This window comes from Salipiger sp. 1_MG-2023 (genome assembly GCF_030547555.1).
Taxonomy (GTDB): Bacteria; Pseudomonadota; Alphaproteobacteria; order Rhodobacterales; family Rhodobacteraceae; genus Salipiger.
The window spans coordinates 1-20,459 of the sequence record NZ_JAUOQN010000069.1 but is presented as its reverse complement, the minus strand read 5'-3'; the positions used below and the strand labels follow the sequence as shown (position 1 = coordinate 20,459).

Below are 20,459 nucleotides of genomic sequence, written 5' to 3'. Positions count from 1 at the left end.
TGATCTCCTTCTCGTCGAAGATCAGCAGACTGCAAATCATAGCTTATGTCAGTGTCCGAATTTCGGGGGGTAGCTCAATCTGAGTGCGTTGGCGGCAACTTTGAAACCGTTTAGGCGTGATCGCCTCGATGGTGGCAGTCCTTCTCGCCAGCAAGTCGGATCGCCTCGAACATCCTCCGCAGGGCGAAGGACCGCGCGATGCTGACCACGGTGAAGACCGCGCCCATCTTCAGGTTCTGCGCCAGTGTCGTGTGCAGCCCGAAAATAGGGAAGATCAGGATCTGCGTCACGACCGCGACGCCGTAGCCAACGATCACGTTGGCGACGGCCTCGACCAACGACATGAGGCGGGACTGCTTCATGCCGCGACCTCATCCATCGGCCAGCAATTCAGCCGCCAGAGTTCGCAGCGCATGCGCCACAACCAGTGGGACCACGCCGTTGCCACAGAGCCGAAGCCGGTCCACCCGGTGGGCCAGCCCATCAGCGCCTCGACGAACAGCGGGTTCAAGGTCCGGCGCGGCTCGGCGGTATCGCTCCCAGCCATCGGCGTCACCAGGACCTGGCGGCCAAGCAGGCCGTTCACCGGGGTGTTGGCAAGGCTGGTCGCCCCGTCCTTGTGATCCCGCGCCGTCGGCGTCATCCACATCCCCGCCGAATGGGTCAGGTCGGCCGAGCGGCGGTTGCCCGCGCTCGGCTTGCAGCCGTCGTTCGCCATCGGCGTCGGCCAGAGCGCGGCCGTGGTCGCCAAGTTCATCCCGTGCTGGCCCGCTACCTGCGAGGGCGTCGGCTTCGTCTGCCGGTTCTCGTTGGCGCTGGCCCTTGGCGTCGGCCAGAGCCGCAGCAGCTCTGTCCGGTTCCCGCCACTCGACCGGGTGCCAGAGCAGGCGCGCGGGGTCGGCCAACTCGTCGCCCTCGCGGATGGCGAGGATGAAGAGCCGTTCGCGCTTGTGGGGCGCGCCGACTTCCGCCGCCGTGAAGAGGCCTGCCGCAAGCTTGTAGCCCATGCCAACCAATCCGCTGGCGACTTCGGGGAAGCCGAGGCGGAGATGATGGGCGACATTCTCGAGGAAGACGAAGGGCGGCTCGGCCTCGCCGATGATCCGCGCGACATGCGGCCAGAGGTGGCGCGGATCGTCCGCGCCCCGGCGCTTTCCCGCGACTGAGAACGGCTGGCACGGATAGCCCGCAGTGACGATGTCCACCGCGCCGCGCCATGGGCGGCCGTCGAACGTGGCAACGTCGTCCCAGACAGGCGCGCGATCCAGGGCCGCGTCTTCCATCCGCGCCACGAGAGTGGCTGCAGCGAAGGTTTCCCGTTCGACATGGCCCACAGTTCGATATTTGGGCAAGGCGATGGTGAGCCCGAGGTCGATGCCACCGGCGCCGGAACAGAGCGAGAGGCCGAAAAGGCATGCGTCGCCTGTTCCGTCAGGCAGGCCTGCGGAAGATAAAGCCAGGTCATCCATCCCTCAGCGGTCTTTGGTCTTGAGATCGTCGTAGGGCGTTCCATCCCCATCGAGGACGGCCTGCTTCCCGGTGAATTTCTGCCAGCGCTGGACGGCCACATCGACATAGGCCGGGTTCAGCTCGATACCGAGGCAGACCCGGCCCGTGGTCTCGGCCGCGATCAGCGTGGTGCCCGATCCCATGAATGGCTCGTAGATCGCCTGACCCGGGCTCGAATTGTTGAGGATCGGCCGGCGCATGCATTCCACGGGCTTCTGGGTGCCGTGGACGGTCTTTTCGTCCTGATCCTTGCTCGAGATATGCCAGAGCGTCGTCTGCTTGCGGTCGCCCGCCCAATGGCCCTTGCCGGACTTTCGGACGGCATACCAGGCGGGCTCGTGCTGCCAGTGATAATCGCCCCGGCTCAAGACCAGCCGCTCCTTGGCCCAGATGATCTGGGAGCGGATGGTGAAGCCCGCGACTTCGAGGCTTTCCGCCACGGTCGCCGCGTGCAGCGCGCCATGCCAGACATAGGCGACATCGCCCGGGAACAATGCCCAGGCCTCGCGCCAGTCCGCCCGATCATCGTTCAGCACCTTGCCGGTGCGCTTGGTCTTGGCCGCCCCCGCCTGGTTGCGCCAGCCCGGGTCATACTCGACGCCGTAGGGCGGATCGGTGACCATCAGCAGCGGCTGCACAGGGCCGAGCAACCGCTCGACATCGGTGGCGACCGTGCTGTCGCCGCAGAGGAGCCTGTGATTTCCGAGGAGCCAGAGGTCGCCGGGGCGGCTGACGGGCTCCTCCGGGGTTTCCGGGATTTCGTCTTCGCCTTCCTGCGGACCGGTGCCCGCATCAAGGCTCGACATCAGCGCGTTCACCTCGTCCTCGGTGAAGCCGGTCAGGTCGAGGTCGTAATCTGCCTCCAGCAGGTCCGCCAGTTGGGGTTCAAGAGGTCCTTGTCCCATTCGGCATTTTCGCCGGAACGGTTGTCCATGATCCGGAATGCGCGGGCTTGCGAGTCGGTCAGCCCTTTGGCGACATGCACCGGCGCGGTCTTGAAGCCGAGCTTGCGCGCCGCCTCCAGCCGGGTGTGCCCGGCCAGCACGACCATCGCCTCGTCCACGACGATGGGCTGACGCCAGCCGAACTCCTGGATCGAGGCCGCGACCGTGGCGATGGCCTGCTCGTTGCGCCGGGGATTGCGCGCATAGGGGATGATCTGCTCGAGCGGCAGGTCGACGACGTCCATGGGAATGTCCTTGGGGTGCCGGGCGGCGAAATGGGGGCGTGAACCGAAATGCCCCCGCGGGACCGTTTCGGTTCAGGGATGGGGTTTCCGGCCGTCAGGCCCTTCGCGTGCTGCCGCATGGGCCCAAGCGAAACGAAACGGGTGTTTTTCGGGGTGTCACTGGGAAACCCTCGCGCTTCGCCCGCCCGTATAGGATGGACGCCGGGAAGGACCCGCCGATTTCAGGGAAATGCGCTCCGCTGCGGCCCTGCTGTCGCCGGTCCGCGCGAACGGAAACGGGGAGAGCCGTCTTCCGACGCACTCTCCCCATCATATCCTTCAGATAGCACGGATATGTTGCAGCTGTCGAAGACCAAAGTGTTGCAACACTTCATGCTCGCGCAGCATTCAACCGCGCGGCGATCTTGGTGAGAGCGAGCTTGTGCTGGCGCCATGCGGTGCTGCGGTCGACGCCCAGCTCATGGGTGATCTGCTTCCACGGCCGACGGGCGGCGCGCCACCAGATCAGGCGGCGTTCACTCTCGCCAAGCCAGAGCACCCAGTCGAAGGTCTGCTCGAGCCGCGAGATCGCGGCGGCCGAGGGCCAGACCCGCATCGGTTCGGGCTCCATGGCGAGGATCTCGCGCTCGGTGCGGATGACCTGCGGCCAGGCGTTGAAATAGCCCTGCACCTTCACGGGCGGCAGCTTGCGCAGGGTGCGGAACGCCTCCTCGAAGTGATCGGCGACGTCCTCGGCGGTCCAGATATGCTCAGCCATGGCGCAGATCCTCCGCCGGGCGCGGACCATAGAGCCGCGTGCCCAGCTGCTCGACGAGTTCACGCTCGGGCCAGGTCAGGCGCGTGTCATCCACGCTGACTGCCAGCAAACCCTGTTCGCGCCAGCCGTCGCGCTTCACCTCATCAGGCGAGCGGCGCTGGCCGCCATAGCCCTTGGGATGGAACCTCATGCCGCACCTCCCCGGGCATCGAGGGCCCAGAGCAGGATCGCGATGGCATCGGCCTCGTTGTCGTCCTCGGGGCTGAAGCCCTTCGCGCGGGCCGCATCGATCATTGCCTGCTTGGGCGCGTTGCCCTTGCCGGTGGCGTGGCGCTTGATCGTGCCCACCGGCACGCCCTCGTAAGGAATGCCCCGCAGCTCGCCCCAGCTGGTGAGCGAGGCCATCAGCCCGCCATAGACATGGGCCGCGTCGGTTCCGGCATGGCGGCGGACCTCCTCGAACCAGATGGCCGCGATGGGCCCCGAGAGACGGTCCAGTTCGGTCAGCCAGTTGGTAAAACGCAGATAGCGCATGCCACCGCCGTCATAGCGCCCGGGCCGGAAGCTGGCGGTGCCGCTGGTGATCAGCCCGTCGTGGCTGCGCAGGGCCCAGCCGGTGTTGGTGCCGAGATCGAGCGCCAGGATGCAGCGTGGATGTTCGTTGGATTGGGTCATGAGAGACCTCCTCTTCGTGTTTGTGAGCGAGGCGAGCGGGCTGGCCGGTGAAGGCTGCGGTCTCGCCAGGCCCCGAAGGGTGGTCTGGTCAGTTCATGGGCTGGACGGCTCGGCCGCCCGGCAAATCCTTCAGAACCTTCAGAGGGGCGTCTTGAAGGATTTTCGCCCCTAAGTGGTTGTCCTGTATGTGTAATATATAATCCTTCAATTATTCAATATTTCAATGGGTATCTCTCTCCCAATGTTAAACCGCGCGCGTACACGTATAGGGATAAGGGGTCCTCTTGAAAGATTGAAGGATTTGAAGGATTCGGTTTTTCCCTTTCGTTTCTGCTGCTTGGAGGTAGTTCGGCTTCAAGGGCCGCTTCAGGCGGCTTGAAGGATCTCCGGTCACCCGCCCCACCGCGCCATCCGGTAGACCATGGCCTGCTTGGTCGAGGAGCCGCGCATGCCGGTGGTGATGTCGCCGCTCTCGATGAGCGTCAGCAGGATTTCGTCGCGGTCGCGCGATTTCAGCCATTGGGAGGCCCGGGTGATCTCGGACTTGGTGATCCCCTTGGGCCCGGCCGCGCGGACGATCTCCTTCAGCCGCTTCAGATGCGCCTCGGTCTCTGTGTCCGCCACATGGCGTTCGACCGCCTCCATGGTGCACCGCGCGTAATGGCGCACGAAGCCGATGGCCCAGTCCGCCGTGGTGATGTCGATCTCGGGACGCACGGGATCGCGCCCGACGGCCACGATCAGCGCCAGCTTCAGCGCGTTCTCTCCGATGCGGGCGAGGATGGCGGTAAAGGCGGTGCCGGCCGCTGCCCGCAGCTCCTCGGTCAGAGTGTCGCTGAGGTCGGCAAACCGGGCGCGCGCCGCGTCGGACATCGGCACGGTCATCGAGTTCACGGCGGTGTTCTGATCGGCGGTCTTGCCGGTCAGGTTGCCCTTCACGGCCCCGCCGCCGCTCGCGACCAGCTGGAGCGCCTGGATCAGCGCGGGCGGCGCCTGCCGGATGCCCACGGCGAGGTTCTCGTCGGGATAATCCTCATCACTCGGCAGGATCAGAAAGCGCGCGAGCGAGCCGTCGACCACATTCGCACCCTGCAGCGCGCCCCAGAAATGCAGGGGCGTCGTGGTGCCATAGACGCAAAGGCAGGGCTGGTTGATGTCGCGCCGCTCATTGGTGCCGTCGCGGTTCGCATATTCCGCCCCGAGGAAGATGCCGCCCGCGGCCGTGAAGAGTTCGGTCATGTTGTCGAGGATCTCGGTGATATGGCGCGGGCTGCGTTTGCGGTCGGCGGCGGCCGAGAGGAACATCCCGAATTCGTCGATCTGGAACAGAATGGCGGGCTGGCGGTGAAGCGCGGTCAAGAGCCCGGCCCCGGAGGCGATCTTGTTGCCGCCGAGGTGGTGGGCGAGGCCCGCCTCGAAGAAGACCTCGTTGATGATCTCTCGGGCGTGGTTCTTGCCCGAGCCGCTGTCCGCGATCCCCACGACATAGAGGTTCGAACGCAGGTTGCTGGTCGTGCGATACCGCCGCCCCATCAGCGCGCCGATGGCGCAGAGGCTGGCCCCGAGCGACAGAAGCGGCTGTGGGCGGCGCGCGGTGGCCAGCATGTAGCCGGTCAACTCGCCGACAAGACCGTCGGGAATGGTCAGGCTGAAGGTGGGCTTTTCCGGGTCGGTGATGATTGGCGCGCTCCCCTCCAGCCGGGCCAGCAGATCGGCGGCCGGATGCGCGCCGTCCGGATCGAGGCTGCCATCGAGGCGCAAGGCGGCGTCGGGCTGCCAGCCGCGCTCCATTGCGAGGTGGTAGATTGTGCCTGCGCCGATCCGATCGGGCTTGAAGCTCGCCCAAGCGCGGGCCGTTGTCGCGGGCACATCCTTGGCCGCCTGAGCCGACCAGGTGGCAAAGACCTCGCCGCCCGCATCGCCAAGCGCGCCCTTTAACGCCATGCCGATGCGCATCCAGCTGTCGTAATCGAGCTCGTCATTCGGCAGCCAGTCGAGCGCCGACCGGATGGCGGGCAAGGTGCCGATCTGCCCGTGGTTGCGCAGCAGTGTGGCCGGTGTTGCCGATCGCAGCCCGCGCTGGCGCAGCGCCTCGGGCAGGATCGCATAGGCTTCATCCAGAAAGGTCGTCGCCGCTTCCGCCGTGATTTCGGGAAGGTCGCTGATATCGAGATCGGCCAGCCCCTCGTCGGGCCAGACATAGGGTGCGCCGGTGTCGGGGTGGTCGGCATAGGCCAGAACCTGCTGCCCGAGGCAGAGCACCTCGAGCGGATGGCGTTTGATGCCCCGAAACGGTGCGGCCGTGCGATAGACCAGCATGCGCTTCGGGGCGCGGCCGATGCGCAGCGCGGGCGTGTCGCCAAGGCGCGTCCGCGCCAGTGCCTCGATCTGCAATGCCAGTTCGGCGTCCGTTGCGATGTCGATATCGACCGCCGCCACCGCACCGCCGACGATGCCGATGCCGCAATCGGGCCAGGCAGCCCAGGTCGCGACCTCGACCTCCGTGGTCGGGCGTTCGGCATGGCGGTTCCATTCCGGGTAATCGGCCCAGCCGCCGCGCTGGAACCGGCCGGGCTTCTTGGTGCTCGGGCCGATCGGCAGGATGGCATAGCCATTGGTGACGAGCCGCGCGCCGAAGCGCGCCATCCAGGACGTGTTTGCCATCAGAACGGCACCTCCGGCGCCATCGCGTCGAGCCGGCTGCGATCCTTCGCCGCCAGCGCGCGCAGATGGTCGCAATAGCCGGTGACGACGGCATCGAGAAACCGGGCCCATTCCTCCTCGGACAGGGTCGCGAGGTCGGACTTGCCGATGGCTTCCAGATATTCGCCGCCCATTTGGCCGCCCGTGGCCATGGCCTCGGTCTCATTCGGGGTCGGATCGATCATGCCCTTCCTCCCATGGCAGAGGTCCTGACAGGCACGGCTGCAGAGCCGCTTGCGGCTGGCGTCACGCCGCGGGTCGGTGCGCCGGAACCCCGGTTCGAACCAGCCAAACCCGCGAGGTTCCCGGTGGCAGACGGCGCAGAGGCCGGGGTCGGATGGGCGCATGGGGCAAACCTGTAACCGGAGATCTCAAGATAGCGGCCCGAGGGGCGGACCGAGATGTCGCAGGGGCGCGCAAGGCGGCTCGTCTGCGCGAGGGCCTCGGCCACGCTCAGCGGCACAGGGCTGCCGGGCGCGCGCTTGCGCCACCACTCGGCCGCCTTCTGGCGGGCATAGCCCTGATGCTCGAGGCAGACCCATTCGCTGTAGGTGGCAAGGCCGCAGCTATAGGTCACCTTGAGCGACGGACGGCCGCCCGCCTTGTCGTGACGGCTGTAGGCAACGCCCGTGACCGGGAGCCATTGTTGCTTCGGCGAAAGCACCGGCAGCGTGGCGGCCGTCGGGGCGATCTTCACCTCGCGCGCCGGGAAGACATAGCCGCAATCCGGGCATTCAGTCGCCGAGAGCGCGATGATGCTGTCGCAGTCCGGGCAGACCTTGGTCGGTGCCTCGCCCGCGCCGCCATCACCGGGGCGTTTGGGCCGCACCAGATCAATTGGTCCGTGGCGACGGACATTGCCCGCGAAGTCCAGCACCAGGCAGTTCTCCTTGCCCGGCGCAAGGCGGGAGCCGCGCCCGACCATCTGCACATAGAGCCCGGCGGATTGCGTCGGGCGCAACAGCGCGATCAGGTCGACACCAGGCGCGTTGAAGCCGGTGGTCAGCACGCCCATCGAGGCCAGCGCCCGGATTTCGCCGCGCTTGAAGGCGGCAAGGATCGCATCGCGCTCGTCCTTCGGCGTGTCGCCGAAGATCGTGCGGCAGCTGATACCCTGGCGGCCAAACTCCTCGGCCACATGGCGCGCATGCTCGACGCCCGAACAGAAGGCCAGCCAGGATTTGCGGTCGCGGCCATGCTCGATGATCTCGGCGACGGCCGCGCGGGTGATGGCGTCCTGATCAACCGCCGCCGCCAGATCGCGCGCGATGAAATCGCCCGCGCGGGTGCCCACCTTCGAGACGTCGAGCCTGGTCGCGGGCTGCTTCGAGACCAGAGGGCTCAGATACCCCGCATCGATCAACTCGCGCACCGGGGCCTCATAGGCGATGTCGGTGAAGAGCGCGTTCTGCCCCTCATGCAGCATCCCGCAGTCGAGCCGGAACGGCGTGGCGGTCAGCCCGATCACCTTGAGCGCCGGGTTGATCGCCTTCAGCGCGTCGAGGAAGCGCCGATACATCGTGCTCGATTTGCCGGGGATCAGATGCGCCTCGTCGATCAGAACCAGATCGGTGTGGCCGATCTCGGCCGCGCGACGGTGGATCGACTGGATGCCCGCGAAGAGGATCCGCGCCTGCGCCTCGCGCTTGCCGAGGCCCGCCGAATAGATGCCCGCCGGGGCATCGGGCCAGAGGCCGATCATCTCGGCATGGTTCTGGGCGATCAGCTCGCGGACATGGGTCACGATCAGGATGCGCTGATCGGGCCAGGCCCTCAGCACGCCTTCGATGAAGGACGCCATGACGAGCGACTTGCCGCCCGCGGTCGGAATGATCACCAGCGGATTGCCGGTGTCGGTCTGGAAATAGCCGTAGATCGCGGTGATCGCGGCCTGTTGATAAGGGCGCAGGGTCAGCATGGCGCGGCCTCCGGGGAACGGGCGTCATTGGTCCAGGTCGAGCCATCGGCCATGCGGTAGGTGACGACATCGTCGCCCGCATCGATGACCTCGCCCGGGATGAGGTCGGGGATGAAGAGATGGCGGCCGCAGGCCGTGCGTTGCTCGGAAGGCGCCGGCATCCGGTCGTGACGCGCACAGTGCCAACCACCGTCGACCGGCGTCGCATGCAGGCAGGACCGGCAGGTCACCGCCGCGCCACCACCGTCATGGCAGGCCGAATGGTGATCGCAGAACCGGCATTCAAACCAGGCCGGGTCCTCGCTGATTCGCGCGGGCGGATGCTGGGCGAAGATGATGCGCCCGGCCTTTTCCAGAAGACGCTCGGCCAAGGCGCGATCCGCCTCGATGCGCTCGACATGCAGCGCGTCGGTGTCCTTGCAGACCGCGACGTAGAGCGCGCGCGTGATGCCGGTCAGGTGCATATAGATCTGCATCTGCGCGGCGTGCTGGGGCTTCGCCAGAACGACACCCTTGGCGGTCAACTCATTGAAGCTCTTGACCGAATGGGTCTTGAATTCCAGCACATGCCAGGTCTTCGGCGCTTCCAAGAGCCCGAGGGCAACGCCGTCGAGCGAGCCGCCGAAATGGCCGCCATGGGCCTCGACCCGGAACTGGCGGCCGGTCTCGGGATCGACCTCGAGCACGGTCGCCCCGGTGGCACGCAGGTTGCGCACGAGCCGGTCCTCTTCCAACTGCCCAGTCTCGAAAAGGCGCAGCAGACGGCCGGAATGGCGCGCGGGCGTGATCCAGCGGAAATCGTACCAGAGCGCCCGGGCGCAGGATTTACCGATGATCGACGCCCCGAGGTGATCGCGGAAACCATCGCCCTGCCGGGCCTCGTAATCGGCATAGATCGCAGTCAGCGTCGGCGTGGGGGTTTCGGGAAGCTCTGCCATCACAGTGCCTCCCGTTCGGTGCGGGCCTGCGCCTCTGCCAGAATGCTATCCCAGGTCTCGGGGTCATGGCGCTCGCGCAGGATGCCGATCAGCGCGTCCTTGAGCTTTTCGCGGCGACGGCGGCCGGTGCCTTGGGCCAAGAGTTCCGCGCGCTCGCGGCACAGGTGGCGGAGCGCCGTGCGGGCCCGGTGGAACCAGTCCGGATCGATCGGCTTCTGGCCGCGCTGGCGGGCCAGATCGGCGGTCGCGATCTGCGTGCGGATCTTGGCGATGGCATCGTCGAGCTCGATCAGCCGCCGCTGGTCTTCAGGCAAGCCGGGGCTGTTCACGGCCACGGGGGCCACGTTGGTCATGTCAGTCATGGGAGTTTCCTCAGATGGGGTTGCGCGCTGCCCCGTCAGTCACGGCGCAGGGCAGCGCGAAGGCTCAGCCCTTCTTGTTCCAGGGCGCGGAGGCCATTTTCGGCGGCACCGAAGAGCCGGCCGGATCGGGCGCGGGCTTTGCCGGGCGGGCGGCCGGGGCCGAACCCCGCTCGGGCGGCAGATAGGCAATCGCGTTGCTCTCGCCGTAGCCGTTCTTCGGCGGACGGATCTTCACCTGGATCGGCATCGGGATCAGGTGCAGCTCCTCGCTGTCGCTGACATGCATCCGGCCCGTGGCGTGGCAGATCGCCGAGAGCGTGCGCTGCGCGATTTCCACCGTGGTCGGGTTCGGGTTCACCAGGTTCAGTTGGTCGAAGATCTTCCGGCCCTTGTGCTCGCCCTCGAGGATGTCGAGCATCAGCCAGAGGAACTGGCCCATGCCGTTCTTGGTGACGCGCATCTCGCTCTCGACGATCTGGGCGCGGTATTTGCCAGCGGGCAGCAGCTCGTAGGCGGTGGTGGGCTCGACGCTGGTGGCGTCGAAGGACGTGTCGAAACGTGCCATGGTCTTGTCCTTGTTCAGTTCATTGGGATTGGGGCATGGCCGCGAGGAACTCCGACCACATCAGCGGCAGGGTGTCCGGCAGGCCGTAACGGTTCTTGGCGAGGAAGGCGGGGCGCTCCTCGGTGTGCATGACGCGCGCACCCGACCCGAGCGCCCGGGTCACCTTCTTGTTGAAGCCGACATCGGATTTCGCGACCGAGATCTGATAGTTGGCGAAGAGCACGACGTCCGAATGTTCCTGCAGCAGCGCCGAGGCGCGGGTCTGCAGCTTGATCACATAGCGGTCGTAGGGTTCGTGCTCGGGGCTGTCGAAACGCTTGATGTCGGTATGGGCGATCTGGATGACCACCATGCCCTTGCGGTCGCGCAGCGCGTTGAGCCGGTCGAGATATTCGCGCCAGATGGTCAGCGCCTCGGCATAGCCCTTGCCAAACCCCGGCGCCTCGATAGAGGCCCAGCCGTTGCGCTTGCAAGCCTCGGCCCAGATCAGCGGCTCCAGCCAGTCGACGCTGTCGACGACGACCGTGCCGAAATCATGGTCCTCGTTCGAGAGCGCATCAAGCGCCTCGGCCACCTCCGCATAGCTGGTCGCGAGCGGGAAATGCGGGACCTGCAGCTTGCCCAGGCCATCCTCGGTCATGAGGAAGACGGGCCGGTCGGCATCGGCCGCGAAGGTCGATTTGCCCACCCCGGCCACACCGTGGATCAGGATGCGCGGCGGGGTCAGCACCGAGGTCGTGCGCAGGGACGCGAGCGAAATGGCCATCAGCGCACCTCCTCGTTCAGCACGAGGCGGAACTTCGGCTTGCCGGTGCGGACCGTGCGCGCGGGCTCGAAGCCCTTGCGCCAGCTTTCCGGCAAGGCGCCGTATTTGCGCTCGGACACCGACAGCTTGGTCTCGATGAACTCCGCCGGGTCCTCGCCCGCCGAGGCGATGTTTTCAGCGATCTGCGCCAGCAACGCCTGATCCCAGTCGATGCGCTGGGGCAGTTCGGCGATCACGGTGACGCCGCCATCCTCGAACCGTATCGTGCCGGTGTCCTTGCCCGCCTCCTGGCGGGTGTCCCGGGCACGGTCCGAGTATTTGAGGGAGATGGCTCCGTCGAGCCAATCCGCGACCGACTTCGCCTGCGTCAGTTGCTCCTCCGCCGCGCCTTTCAACAGTGCGAGCTGATCGGCGGGCAGCGCCGCGATCTGGCCCACCGGCATGCGGTGGATATCGGCCAGGGTGATGTGGTTGGAGATCGTCATGTTCCGCCCCCTCACGCCGACATCGGACGATGGGGTTCGTGGTCCACGCCGCGGATCTGCTCGGCCTCGAAGGCCTCGACATCCTCGAGCCGGTAGATCACCCGGCCGCCGAGCTTGATGAATTTCGGGCCTTCGCCCGTCCACCGCCAGCGCTCCAGCGTGCGGTGTGAAATGTTCCAGCGAGCCGCCAGCTCGATCTGGGAAAGGTGCCTGGTCGCCATGTGAACCTCCTTGGGATTTCTGCGAACACTTGCGGGTTCAACATGGCGGAGGGCGTGGGAGGGCTGAGGGAGGCGAAAGGGGTGCATTCGGGGAGGAATTGATTTGGTCAGAAAAATCCTCTATGTTTCTGACAACGAAAAGCCTACGAGGACCGCTCAGATGACTGGTATTTCTGATAGAATCATGAAGCGCCTTCGTTCGAAGGGACGCGGGAAGTGGGTTTGCACCCCCAAGGACTTCCTCGACCTCGGTAGCCGTGCGGCTATCGATCAGGCGTTGTCGCGCCTGGCAAAGAGTGGCGATCTCCGTCGTGTCGGCCGTGGGCTTTACGATCTTCCCCGTACCAGTGGCGTCCTGAAGCGGCCCGCACCGGTCGATATGGACAAGGCGGTTGCAGCCCTCGCGCGGCGCGACAGTGTTCGCATCATGCCCGATGGCATCGCCGCAGCGAACCAGCTGGGCCTGACCAATGCTGTCCCCGCGAAGACAAGCTATGTGACGGACGGGGCGACGCGGGACGTGAAAATCGGCAATCGGACCGTGCGGCTGCGGCATGCAGGTCCGAGTGTGATGGCATGGGCGGGTAAAACCTCCGCGCCAGTCGCGCAGGCGCTGCGCTGGCTCGGACCCCAAGCAGCTTTGGACATACGGGTTGCGACCACGCTCAAGCGCAAGCTGCCAGACGCCGTGAAAAAGGATCTCGTTCGTAACAGCGGCAGCCTGCCGAGCTGGGCAGCGCCCATCGCACATAGCCTTGTCGACCCGCAGATCGTCACACCATGAGCGAGAGCTACATGCGCTTCCTCGCGCTTCCAGCTCGCGACCAGAAGGACGTATTCGAGGCGGCAGCTGACCGCCTCGACACGCTTCCAAGCTATGTCGAGAAGGATTTCCGGGTCTGCTTCGTGCTGGACGTGCTCTACAAACGCTTGCCTGACGGCCACCCGCAACTCCTGTTCAAGGGTGGCACGGCGTTATCCAAGGCCTATGGGCTCATCCGCCGCTTCTCGGAGGACATCGATCTTGTCGTTTATCGGGATGGCCTTGGCTTCGCGGCCGAGCGCGACCCGACGAACCCCGAGGGTATTTCGAAGAAGAAGCGCAAAGCCCTGTTCGATGACCTGAAGAACGCCTGCAGCTCCTATATTCGCGGTGAACTGGCTGAAGCACTGAAGCCGCTGCTCGATGCGCGTTGCAGCATCGCGCCCGACGATGAAGACGGCGATCAGCAAACTCTGCTGATCGAGTACCCGACGCTCTATCCAAGTGCCGAGATCTCCTACGTCCTGCCACGCGTGAAACTCGAAGCGGGCGCACGCTCGGCGCTCGATCCCAACGAGACCGCCAGCGTGACTCCCTATATCGCAGAGGAACTGCCCGATGGGTGGTCGTTCGCAGTCGACAACGTCCATGTCATCGCCCCGCAGCGCACCTACCTGGAGAAACTTCTGATTTTGCACGGCGCTTTCTGCGGTCATCGTGACGAAGGACGGGTGCCTGCCGACAGCGACAGGATTTCCCGCCACTACTATGACGTCGCCATGATCACCGGCACGCAGATTGGGCGCGCTGCCCTGGCCGACGAAGGACTGCTTGCGGCCGTGCGCGAACACAACCTCATCGCTTTCAGGCAGGCATGGAAGAAATTCGAAGAGGCCACGCCAGGCTCGATCTACGTCGTGCCAGCCGCCGAATTGCGCGTAGCAATCGAGGAAGACTATGCGGCGATGCAGGGCATGATGCTCGGCGAGGCACCGCCTTTCGACTGGATCATGGCACAACTTCAGTTGGCCGAGGACGCAATCAACCGGCGTTAGGACTTTCGGCTTCCAGAAGCTCCCTGATGCGAAGCCGACAGGATCCCCCCGTCGTCTCGATCAGATCGCGCCAATCGGGGTGGCCCTTGAAGATATCCCGCATGCGGCTTGAGACATCGAATTCAAGATCGGCAAACATGACTTCGGTGCTGACGCTCTCCTTGCCACCGTCCCATGCGTTGAAGAGGTACTCGACAATTTGCCGCCTCTTGTCGCCACCAAACTTGAACTCCCGTTTCCCCACCCAGAAATGACGGAACCCAGCGGCGTGGCGCACGGGATCCCCTGCATGGGTCGCCGCGCCGGCCTTCAGCTGGGCGGCAAGATACGTTGGCTCGATGACCAGCGCCGCACCGCTAAGTTCCAGATGCCCCAGCGCGATGCACTGATGCCGGGAAAGGTCCGCTTCAGCGAGACCACGGGTCGCCGAGGTGGTCACCACCACCCTGAAATCTGCGGGCGGATGCCCCCCGAGATAGTTGACGACCTGCTGCCAGGTCTCGCGATCCGTGAGCCGTCTCGCATACCAGATTGGGACACGGGCACCGCGCCCGGACAGTCTGACGTCGCCCAACTCCCATAGATGGCCCGGAATGCGTTCTGCCGGACGGGCGGAGCGCGGCAAGTCAAGGCGAGATGTCAGCCGACCAAGGAACGCGTTGGCATCGAGCCGGAATACCTGAAGGCGTTCGCTGTCGACGGTTACCCATCCCGCTGCCGGGCTGAAATACCCGTAGGCGCGCTGCTCTGGCGACCATTCCAGATTTACTGGCTCGTCCTCATGGTCAACCAGAGAGGTGGCAACTGGAACCGGAGCGTCCGGCACCAAGAGACCAGCGCCGATCAAAGGAGTGGCGCTGGCCGCGTGATAGTCGTGAAGGACGGCCCCGGCGATGCGCGCGCTTTTCGTCTCTACGATGCTGACGAAAAGCCGGGCAGACCGTTCGTCAATCGTCGATGAGGATCGGGTCATCGACCACAACTCCCCACCGGCGCAGATACTTCTCGCCGATCAGCTGCTCCTCTTCCGTCTGATCCTTGAGATTGCAGCCATGCGGCATGGTGATGGTCAGGGGCAGCGTGCGACCACGCCGAGCCCCAGGCTTGGGCTGGAACTTGATCACGAGCTTCGCCTGCGTCGCCACCCAGCCGCCGGTGAGGGGATTGTCGGGGCCAAGCCGAGCCTCCGCCATCGTCCAGATGTCGCGTTCAGCCTTGCTCATCGCCTCCAGCGTCACGCGCTCACCCACGGCATCGATCGGCATGAGCCTGAGCTGCCGGACTTCCACCCGCTCGATCCCGTCCTCGATGTCTGTCGGGAACGCATGGGGCGCAAGCAGCACCGCGAGATCATAGCGCCGCATGGGCACCTTCTCGTCCCGGAATTCCACGCCGAGCAGGTCGCGGGCCAGATACTGCGCCATCTCCGCGCGGCTCTCCCGATCATTGGCAACGACTTCGATGACCCCGGAGGCGGGCTCATAGGTCATCGCGGCCTCGAAGACGGGCCGATAGGCGCGGCGCACCAATTCGCCCTCGTCGAAAGCGAACTGATCGTCCGGCAGACCCTCGCGGTAAACCGTGATCTGAACCAGATCGCAGTCCTCACCTTCGAAGGTCGGACGGACGCGCTCGAAAATGTCGACATGAAAATTCCGCGACGCGAACCTCTGGCACAGGGCCGCCTTGAACGCGTTGAGCGCGAGCTCGTCGCGGCGGAGGTTCAGGTTCGCTTCGCAGATGAAGCCGTCCCAGCTCCGCCCGCGGCGGCGCTCATCGGTGAAACGGACCGCTTCCGCATGGCGAAACCGGTTCAGATCGTTGATGAACAGCCACATGGCGCGGGCATGTCCATTTTCGAGCTCATCGAGGGCTTCCCGGTCGTCGACAACACTGTAGAGCGCCGTCTGACCCGCGACATCGGCCATGGCGCCAACGCGCTCACCATCGTTGATGACGCGGCCTCGCGCTTCGTCATCCATCTGGTCCACCGCTTGAAGCAGCGGCCGGACGACCTCCGGCTCAGGCGCATCCCAGTTTACGGGCGTCGGAAACTCGATCCCGGCCGCAGTGAAATAGTCGCGCAGCGACGCGAGCGGGGTATTGCGGATGAAGTTGGTCACCGACGCCATGTCTTACATCTCCTCAGCCCTTGATGTTGCGGGGGTCGTTGCCGTGCGAGTCCGACTGCGCGATCCGTCCGTCACGATTGTGGATCTTCAGTTCGGTATCCGCATTGCGGCTGATTTCGCGAGCACGCTGGACGGCGTCCTGCTTGGTATCAAAGTGCCCGCTCGAGCGCGCCGCACCACCGCGGCGGACATCCCAGCCGCCTTCTGCATTCGGCACGACGTGATGCGTGCCCGGGTTCTTTCCAACAGCCATTCTGGCCTCCTGGTCTTGTTTCAACGGGAATCAAAGTTCGTAGTAGCGAACCTGCGCAGAAGATAGGGATTGCGCGTATGGCGTGTCAAGGACTAGAAGTTCGTAAAAACGAACCACCAACGAAAAGGGTATTGCCGTGCCAACACCACTAGGGGAGCGCGTTCGCGAGCAGAGGCGAAAGCGCGGATTGACCCTGGAGGGACTCGCCGAGCGGGTCGGCTCCAGCAAGAGCTACATGTGGGAAATAGAGAACAAGGAAGTCGTTCGTCCCTCGGCCGAGAAGCTGGCCATGATCGCCACCGCGCTCGACACCACAGTCGAGTACTTATTGGCCGGTGACGGTGAAAAAGAAGAGGAAAACGCCGAGGACATAGCTTTCTTCCGGAAATACAAGAAGATGGCGGCGCCAGAGAAAGAACGCCTGCGACGCATCCTGGATGCTTTGGACGACGATTGATGACGAGCGGAAAGCAGAAATCTCCCCAGCAAGAGGCAAACCGGCTCTCGATCATGCTCCGGCATGTTCTGGGCGAAGACCGCTTTCCGGTCGACGTCGAAGCCTTGGCGCGAGAAGTCTCCCGCAACAACGCGGACCCGATCGGGAAAATCGTGGGTGGCGAGCTCCCGGGGTTCGAGGGAATGCTCCGACCGCACCGAAAGCGCCCGGAATGGCACATCGTCTATAACGACGACCCCCGGTATCGCGGCCGCGTTCGCTTCACCATCGCGCATGAGTTCGGTCACTACCAACTTCATCGTCCGGTCCTGTCCGACCGGGATTACAAGAGCGGAACCCTCCAGCGCGATTGCGATTTTCAATGCAAACCGCTGCTGCCGAATGCCTGGCAGGAGGCAGAACGGCAACGCGAGGAAGAGGCGGACACTTTCGCCTCCTACCTGCTGATGCCGCTCGATGACTACCGTGAGCAGGTGAACGGGGAAGAAATGACCGTCGACCTTCTGAACCACATCACTGATCGCTACGGCGTTTCGCTGCTGGCCGCCTGCCGGAAGTGGATCGATTTCACCGACCGGCGGGCCGTCATGATCGTCGCGCGCGACGGTTTCGCAAGGTGGGGGCGTGCCAGCAAATCCGCTCTCAAGAGCGGGATCTTCGTGCGATCGGGCATGCAGATCCCTGACGATGCGCTGGCGGCCCTCGGCGCCGACGAAAGGGGATTTGTTTCGGACCGGCCGGTTCAACGACCGGCAGGCGTCTGGAATTTCAGCCGTGGGTCCGAGCCAGTGCGGGAATTGGCGATGGTGTCCGAGTTCTTGGACTTGTCCCTGACCATCCTGCAATTCGACGACGCCGTCTATGGTCGGGACTTCGAGGAGGAGCCGATCCTCGACAGCTACGACAAGTTCATGGACGGGTGGACGAGTTGATTCGGCGCATCCGCCCGACAGAAAGGTCGGCGTGGGAACATATCAGCTACGCAGATTTTCGCCACGGTGCGCAGCGACCGAATAATTCCGTAATAAACTGATTTACTTGATATTTTTCTGATTTCGCGACACATTTCGCCTATAACAACAGTCGCGAAAACCCGCCATGCCCATTCCCCCCGAAGACCCGGTTTCCGGGCCCAATCCTCTATGCCCTGAACGCATGTCCCCTGATGCCCGGCTTGCCGAGCTGGGTCGCATTCTCGCCGCGGGCGTCGTTCGCCTGACTGCCGGGAAGTCCAGTTCTTTATCGCCCGCCAACGGAGACAGTTCCGTGGACTACTCGCCCCGAAAGAGCGGTGGTCGTCGCAGGAAACGCATCCGCATCGGAGGAATTGATGAAGCATCACAGTAAGATAACGCCGCCCAAACCCGGGCAGGACGCGCGCCTGGACCAAAGCATCCTGTCGCGCATCGCCGCGCTCAAGGCCATGTCGGTGAAAGAGCTGAAGACCGAATGGGAACGGCTCCTCGGCAGCGCCGCACCGAACAACAGCCGCGCCTTTCTTGAGGCCCGCATCGCCTATCGCCTGCAGGAACTGACCTATGGCGGCCCCGACCACGAGACCCGCCGCATGCTGGACCTGCTCGCCGACGAGGTCGAGGGCGTCTCCCGCCGCAAGAACCAGATCGCGGATCCCCGCAATCCGGTGGCAGGCACGCGGCTGATCCGGGAATGGAACGGGGTCGAGCACACCATCACCGTGCTGAAGGACGGTTTTGAGTGGCAGGGCCGCAAATACAAATCGCTCTCGGGGATTGCCCGTGAGATCACCGGCGTGCGCTGGAACGGCTATCGCTTCTTCGGGCTACAGGTCCGACCGCGGGAGGTTTGACCATGGACATGAACACGCGCCCCGGCCGCCGCCTGCGCTGCGCCATCTACACCCGGAAGTCGAGTGAGGAAGGGCTCGACATGGAGTTCAACAGCCTCGACGCCCAGCGGGAGGCCTGCGAGGCCTATATCGCCAGCCAGAAATCCGAGGGCTGGGTCGCCACCCGCGACCGCTACGACGATGGCGGCTTCTCGGGCGGCAATCTGGACCGGCCCGGCCTGAAGCAGCTGCTCGCCGACATCGACGACGGACTGATCGACGTGGTCGTGGTCTACAAGATCGACCGGCTCAGCCGCGCCCTGATGGATTTCTCGAAACTGGTAGAGGTCTTCGACCGCAACGGCGTCACCTTCGTCTCGGTCACGCAGTCCTTCAACACGACCACTTCGATGGGGCGGCTGACGCTGAACATCCTGCTCAGCTTCGCCCAGTTCGAACGCGAGGTCATCGGAGAGCGCATCCGCGACAAGGTTGCCGCCTCGCGCAAGCGCGGGATCTGGATGGGGGGCTATGTGCCGCTCGGCTACGATGTGCAGGACCGCAAGCTGGTGATCAACGAGACCGAGGCCGCCTCGGTGCGCCGGATTTACGAGCGGTTCGCCGAACTTGGCTCGGCCACGATGCTGGCGAAGGAGCTGCGGCGGGAGGGGTTTCGCAGCAAGCAGGGCACGCTGATCGACAAGGGCTACCTTTATCGGGTGCTCCGCAATCGCGTCTATCGCGGCGAGGCCGTCCACAAGGGCAAGGCCTATCCGGGCGAGCACGAGGCCATCGTCACCGACAAGGTCTGGGATCAGGTCGACGCGATCCTGCAGGGCAACCGCCACACGCGGTCCAGCAACAGCCGCATGCAGACGCCCGCGCCGCTGAAGGGCCTGATCTTCACCGATACCGGCGCGGCCATGACCCCGACCGCGACCAAGAAACGCGGCAAGCTCTACCGCTATTACGTGTCGATGGACGTGATCAAGAACCGCACGACGGAGGATGACTGCGGCGGCGACCAAGCACCGGTGCGCCTGCCTGCCGGTATGGTCGAGGACGCCATCGTCACCGAGGTCCGGCGCATTCTGCAGACGCCCGAGGTCGTCACGCAGGTGCTGGCGGCGCTGAAGCGCGATCAGGTATCCGAGGCCGAGGCCATCGCGGCGCTGCATGATTTCAACACGCTCTGGGCCCAGCTGTTTCCGCTTGAGCAGGCGCGGATCATCCAGCTTCTGGTCCGGCGCGTCACCGTCACCGCCGCCGGGCTAGAGGTCGACATCCGCCGCGAAGGCGTCGCGGGCGTCATCCGCGAGATGATCGCGCCGCGCGATATGGAGGCCGCCGAATGACCCGAAGCAAAGACACGATCCGCGTGCTGATCCCCCTGAAGCTGCGCAGGAAGAACGGGCGGCCGAAAATCATGCCGCCCCCCAATTACAGCCCAAGCGAGGATCAGACGCAGGACCCGCACATCCTGCGCGCAATCGGCCGGGCATGGGGTTGGCGGCGGCGCATGGAGGCAGGCGAGTTCGCGACGATCCAGGAACTGGCCGAAGCCGTCGGTCTGGCCGAACGCCATGTCAGCCGCCAGCTGCGCCTCGCCTATCTGGCGCCGGAGGTCCTCAAACGCCTGACCTGCGGCCGCGAAGCATCGGCGGTCAGCCTCTACGACCTGTGCTTTCTGGCCGGGGAGACATGGCAGGAGCAGGCTGAGCGGGCGTTTCGCTGACCCGAATAGTTGGCAGCCGCGCCCGCATTCCCAGACCCATCACTAGGAACGCCTCTGCGGAGCCACACGAGAACTGTATGGCGTCATGTAGTTGTTCCATCCCGGATGATCACATAAACCCTCGGCGGTCTGCCCTTTTCATGGCAAGATCGGTTCTGAGGGAAGTTCG

General features: G+C 64.8%; 24 protein-coding genes and 2 pseudogenes. 7 read left to right on the top strand and 19 right to left on the bottom strand.

Annotated features, from left to right (window positions below):
• Positions 1 to 110 precede the first annotated feature (110 nt).
• From Q4543_RS21325 to Q4543_RS21250, 16 genes and pseudogenes are all read right to left on the bottom strand, one after another.
• Positions 111 to 362: a hypothetical protein gene (locus Q4543_RS21325; RefSeq protein ID WP_303441652.1), complete on the bottom strand. Its 252-nt coding sequence runs from the start codon at positions 360 to 362 to the stop codon at positions 111 to 113.
• Positions 359 to 757 carry a hypothetical protein gene (locus Q4543_RS21320; RefSeq protein ID WP_303441654.1) on the bottom strand — a complete coding sequence of 133 codons (399 nt, stop codon included), beginning with the start codon at positions 755 to 757 and terminating at the stop codon, positions 359 to 361. The genes Q4543_RS21325 and Q4543_RS21320 overlap by 4 nt, the downstream gene beginning before the upstream one ends.
• Positions 758 to 959: 202 nt before the next feature.
• Positions 960 to 1,469, bottom strand: a pseudogene (locus tag Q4543_RS21315) (DNA cytosine methyltransferase); the annotation flags it as partial.
• A gap of 3 nt (positions 1,470 to 1,472) precedes the next feature.
• Positions 1,473 to 2,698, bottom strand: a pseudogene (locus Q4543_RS21310) (DNA modification methylase).
• 370 nt (positions 2,699 to 3,068) lie between these two features.
• Entirely contained in the window at positions 3,069 to 3,455 is a 387-nt protein-coding gene (locus Q4543_RS21305; RefSeq protein ID WP_126156057.1) for a DUF6362 family protein, read from the bottom strand.
• Entirely contained in the window at positions 3,448 to 3,645 is a 198-nt protein-coding gene (locus Q4543_RS21300; protein ID WP_303441650.1) for a hypothetical protein, read from the bottom strand. The genes Q4543_RS21305 and Q4543_RS21300 overlap by 8 nt, the downstream gene beginning before the upstream one ends.
• Positions 3,642 to 4,130 carry a crossover junction endodeoxyribonuclease RuvC gene (locus Q4543_RS21295; protein WP_303441649.1) on the bottom strand — a complete coding sequence of 163 codons (489 nt, stop codon included), beginning with the start codon at positions 4,128 to 4,130 and terminating at the stop codon, positions 3,642 to 3,644. Before Q4543_RS21295 ends, Q4543_RS21300 begins: the two co-directional genes overlap by 4 nt.
• 390 nt (positions 4,131 to 4,520) lie before the next feature.
• Positions 4,521 to 6,794 (bottom strand): PriCT-2 domain-containing protein, encoded by a 2,274-nt coding sequence (locus tag Q4543_RS21290; RefSeq protein ID WP_303441647.1) that lies wholly within the window; start codon positions 6,792 to 6,794, stop codon positions 4,521 to 4,523.
• Positions 6,794 to 7,018, bottom strand: coding sequence for a DUF6511 domain-containing protein (locus Q4543_RS21285; protein WP_113901574.1), 225 nt, complete (start codon positions 7,016 to 7,018; stop codon positions 6,794 to 6,796). The genes Q4543_RS21290 and Q4543_RS21285 overlap by 1 nt, the downstream gene beginning before the upstream one ends.
• On the bottom strand, positions 7,015 to 8,751 hold the full coding sequence (locus Q4543_RS21280; RefSeq protein ID WP_303441643.1) for a DEAD/DEAH box helicase: 1,737 nt from the start codon (positions 8,749 to 8,751) through the stop codon (positions 7,015 to 7,017). The genes Q4543_RS21285 and Q4543_RS21280 overlap by 4 nt, the downstream gene beginning before the upstream one ends.
• Positions 8,745 to 9,689, bottom strand: coding sequence for a PD-(D/E)XK nuclease family protein (locus Q4543_RS21275; RefSeq protein WP_303441641.1), 945 nt, complete (start codon positions 9,687 to 9,689; stop codon positions 8,745 to 8,747). Before Q4543_RS21275 ends, Q4543_RS21280 begins: the two co-directional genes overlap by 7 nt.
• Positions 9,689 to 10,051 carry a hypothetical protein gene (locus tag Q4543_RS21270; RefSeq protein ID WP_303441640.1) on the bottom strand — a complete coding sequence of 121 codons (363 nt, stop codon included), beginning with the start codon at positions 10,049 to 10,051 and terminating at the stop codon, positions 9,689 to 9,691. Before Q4543_RS21270 ends, Q4543_RS21275 begins: the two co-directional genes overlap by 1 nt.
• 64 nt (positions 10,052 to 10,115) lie before the next feature.
• Positions 10,116 to 10,616, bottom strand: a complete 501-nt coding sequence (locus Q4543_RS21265; RefSeq protein ID WP_303441639.1) for a DUF669 domain-containing protein — start codon at positions 10,614 to 10,616, stop codon at positions 10,116 to 10,118.
• Between the two features lie 19 nt (positions 10,617 to 10,635).
• Positions 10,636 to 11,382: an ATP-binding protein gene (locus Q4543_RS21260; protein WP_154491241.1), complete on the bottom strand. Its 747-nt coding sequence runs from the start codon at positions 11,380 to 11,382 to the stop codon at positions 10,636 to 10,638.
• Positions 11,382 to 11,867, bottom strand: coding sequence for a hypothetical protein (locus Q4543_RS21255; RefSeq protein WP_303441636.1), 486 nt, complete (start codon positions 11,865 to 11,867; stop codon positions 11,382 to 11,384). Before Q4543_RS21255 ends, Q4543_RS21260 begins: the two co-directional genes overlap by 1 nt.
• A gap of 11 nt (positions 11,868 to 11,878) precedes the next feature.
• Positions 11,879 to 12,088 (bottom strand): AlpA family transcriptional regulator, encoded by a 210-nt coding sequence (locus Q4543_RS21250; protein ID WP_043869387.1) that lies wholly within the window; start codon positions 12,086 to 12,088, stop codon positions 11,879 to 11,881.
• A gap of 160 nt (positions 12,089 to 12,248) precedes the next feature.
• Between Q4543_RS21250 and Q4543_RS21245 the strand changes: the two genes are divergently transcribed.
• Both Q4543_RS21245 and Q4543_RS21240 read left to right on the top strand, forming a co-directional pair.
• Positions 12,249 to 12,872 (top strand): DUF6088 family protein, encoded by a 624-nt coding sequence (locus tag Q4543_RS21245; protein ID WP_303441629.1) that lies wholly within the window; start codon positions 12,249 to 12,251, stop codon positions 12,870 to 12,872.
• Positions 12,869 to 13,906, top strand: a complete 1,038-nt coding sequence (locus Q4543_RS21240; RefSeq protein WP_303441628.1) for a nucleotidyl transferase AbiEii/AbiGii toxin family protein — start codon at positions 12,869 to 12,871, stop codon at positions 13,904 to 13,906. The genes Q4543_RS21245 and Q4543_RS21240 overlap by 4 nt, the downstream gene beginning before the upstream one ends.
• Here the strand turns inward: Q4543_RS21240 and Q4543_RS21235 are convergent.
• The 3 genes from Q4543_RS21235 to Q4543_RS21225 are packed head-to-tail and all read right to left on the bottom strand — an operon-like array spanning position 13,893 to position 16,291.
• Positions 13,893 to 14,879: a hypothetical protein gene (locus tag Q4543_RS21235; protein WP_303441626.1), complete on the bottom strand. Its 987-nt coding sequence runs from the start codon at positions 14,877 to 14,879 to the stop codon at positions 13,893 to 13,895. The genes Q4543_RS21240 and Q4543_RS21235 overlap by 14 nt on opposite strands.
• Positions 14,854 to 16,038: a hypothetical protein gene (locus tag Q4543_RS21230; protein WP_303441624.1), complete on the bottom strand. Its 1,185-nt coding sequence runs from the start codon at positions 16,036 to 16,038 to the stop codon at positions 14,854 to 14,856. The genes Q4543_RS21235 and Q4543_RS21230 overlap by 26 nt, the downstream gene beginning before the upstream one ends.
• A 13-nt stretch (positions 16,039 to 16,051) precedes the next feature.
• Positions 16,052 to 16,291, bottom strand: a complete 240-nt coding sequence (locus tag Q4543_RS21225) for a DUF2188 domain-containing protein (RefSeq protein ID WP_043869383.1) — start codon at positions 16,289 to 16,291, stop codon at positions 16,052 to 16,054.
• A gap of 136 nt (positions 16,292 to 16,427) precedes the next feature.
• On the opposite strand from Q4543_RS21225, the gene Q4543_RS21220 reads away from it, so the two are divergent.
• From Q4543_RS21220 to Q4543_RS21200, 5 genes are all read left to right on the top strand, one after another.
• Complete coding sequence (locus tag Q4543_RS21220) at positions 16,428 to 16,748, top strand: helix-turn-helix domain-containing protein (protein WP_074743390.1); 321 nt, start codon at positions 16,428 to 16,430, stop codon at positions 16,746 to 16,748.
• Positions 16,748 to 17,680 carry an ImmA/IrrE family metallo-endopeptidase gene (locus Q4543_RS21215; protein ID WP_303441621.1) on the top strand — a complete coding sequence of 311 codons (933 nt, stop codon included), beginning with the start codon at positions 16,748 to 16,750 and terminating at the stop codon, positions 17,678 to 17,680. Before Q4543_RS21220 ends, Q4543_RS21215 begins: the two co-directional genes overlap by 1 nt.
• Positions 17,681 to 18,039: 359 nt before the next feature.
• Positions 18,040 to 18,576 (top strand): DUF2924 domain-containing protein, encoded by a 537-nt coding sequence (locus Q4543_RS21210; protein ID WP_303441618.1) that lies wholly within the window; start codon positions 18,040 to 18,042, stop codon positions 18,574 to 18,576.
• Between the two features lie 2 nt (positions 18,577 to 18,578).
• Positions 18,579 to 19,910, top strand: coding sequence for a recombinase family protein (locus Q4543_RS21205; protein ID WP_303441616.1), 1,332 nt, complete (start codon positions 18,579 to 18,581; stop codon positions 19,908 to 19,910).
• Between the two features lie 23 nt (positions 19,911 to 19,933).
• Complete coding sequence (locus tag Q4543_RS21200; RefSeq protein WP_368502176.1) at positions 19,934 to 20,290, top strand: hypothetical protein; 357 nt, start codon at positions 19,934 to 19,936, stop codon at positions 20,288 to 20,290.
• Positions 20,291 to 20,459: the final 169 nt, after the last annotated feature.

Excerpts from the sequence above, each read along its gene's own strand:
- Q4543_RS21225 (WP_043869383.1), bottom strand. The coding sequence starts at position 16,291 with ATGGCTGTTGGAAAGAACCCGGGCACGCATCACGTCGTGCCGAATGCA.
- Q4543_RS21265 (WP_303441639.1), bottom strand. The coding sequence starts at position 10,616 with ATGGCACGTTTCGACACGTCCTTCGACGCCACCAGCGTCGAGCCCACC.
- Q4543_RS21305 (WP_126156057.1), bottom strand. The coding sequence starts at position 3,455 with ATGGCTGAGCATATCTGGACCGCCGAGGACGTCGCCGATCACTTCGAG.
- Q4543_RS21320 (WP_303441654.1), bottom strand. The coding sequence starts at position 757 with ATGAACTTGGCGACCACGGCCGCGCTCTGGCCGACGCCGATGGCGAAC.
- Q4543_RS21285 (WP_113901574.1), bottom strand. The coding sequence starts at position 7,018 with ATGATCGATCCGACCCCGAATGAGACCGAGGCCATGGCCACGGGCGGC.
- Q4543_RS21215 (WP_303441621.1), top strand. The coding sequence starts at position 16,748 with ATGACGAGCGGAAAGCAGAAATCTCCCCAGCAAGAGGCAAACCGGCTC.
- Q4543_RS21240 (WP_303441628.1), top strand. The coding sequence starts at position 12,869 with ATGAGCGAGAGCTACATGCGCTTCCTCGCGCTTCCAGCTCGCGACCAG.
- Q4543_RS21270 (WP_303441640.1), bottom strand. The coding sequence starts at position 10,051 with ATGACTGACATGACCAACGTGGCCCCCGTGGCCGTGAACAGCCCCGGC.
- Q4543_RS21260 (WP_154491241.1), bottom strand. The coding sequence starts at position 11,382 with ATGGCCATTTCGCTCGCGTCCCTGCGCACGACCTCGGTGCTGACCCCG.
- Q4543_RS21275 (WP_303441641.1), bottom strand. The coding sequence starts at position 9,689 with ATGGCAGAGCTTCCCGAAACCCCCACGCCGACGCTGACTGCGATCTAT.
- Q4543_RS21230 (WP_303441624.1), bottom strand. The coding sequence starts at position 16,038 with ATGGCGTCGGTGACCAACTTCATCCGCAATACCCCGCTCGCGTCGCTG.
- Q4543_RS21205 (WP_303441616.1), top strand. The coding sequence starts at position 18,579 with ATGGACATGAACACGCGCCCCGGCCGCCGCCTGCGCTGCGCCATCTAC.
- Q4543_RS21290 (WP_303441647.1), bottom strand. The coding sequence starts at position 6,794 with ATGGCAAACACGTCCTGGATGGCGCGCTTCGGCGCGCGGCTCGTCACC.
- Q4543_RS21295 (WP_303441649.1), bottom strand. The coding sequence starts at position 4,130 with ATGACCCAATCCAACGAACATCCACGCTGCATCCTGGCGCTCGATCTC.
- Q4543_RS21250 (WP_043869387.1), bottom strand. The coding sequence starts at position 12,088 with ATGGCGACCAGGCACCTTTCCCAGATCGAGCTGGCGGCTCGCTGGAAC.
- Q4543_RS21255 (WP_303441636.1), bottom strand. The coding sequence starts at position 11,867 with ATGACGATCTCCAACCACATCACCCTGGCCGATATCCACCGCATGCCG.
- Q4543_RS21245 (WP_303441629.1), top strand. The coding sequence starts at position 12,249 with ATGACTGGTATTTCTGATAGAATCATGAAGCGCCTTCGTTCGAAGGGA.
- Q4543_RS21325 (WP_303441652.1), bottom strand. The coding sequence starts at position 362 with ATGAAGCAGTCCCGCCTCATGTCGTTGGTCGAGGCCGTCGCCAACGTG.
- Q4543_RS21235 (WP_303441626.1), bottom strand. The coding sequence starts at position 14,879 with ATGACCCGATCCTCATCGACGATTGACGAACGGTCTGCCCGGCTTTTC.
- Q4543_RS21300 (WP_303441650.1), bottom strand. The coding sequence starts at position 3,645 with ATGAGGTTCCATCCCAAGGGCTATGGCGGCCAGCGCCGCTCGCCTGAT.
- Q4543_RS21280 (WP_303441643.1), bottom strand. The coding sequence starts at position 8,751 with ATGCTGACCCTGCGCCCTTATCAACAGGCCGCGATCACCGCGATCTAC.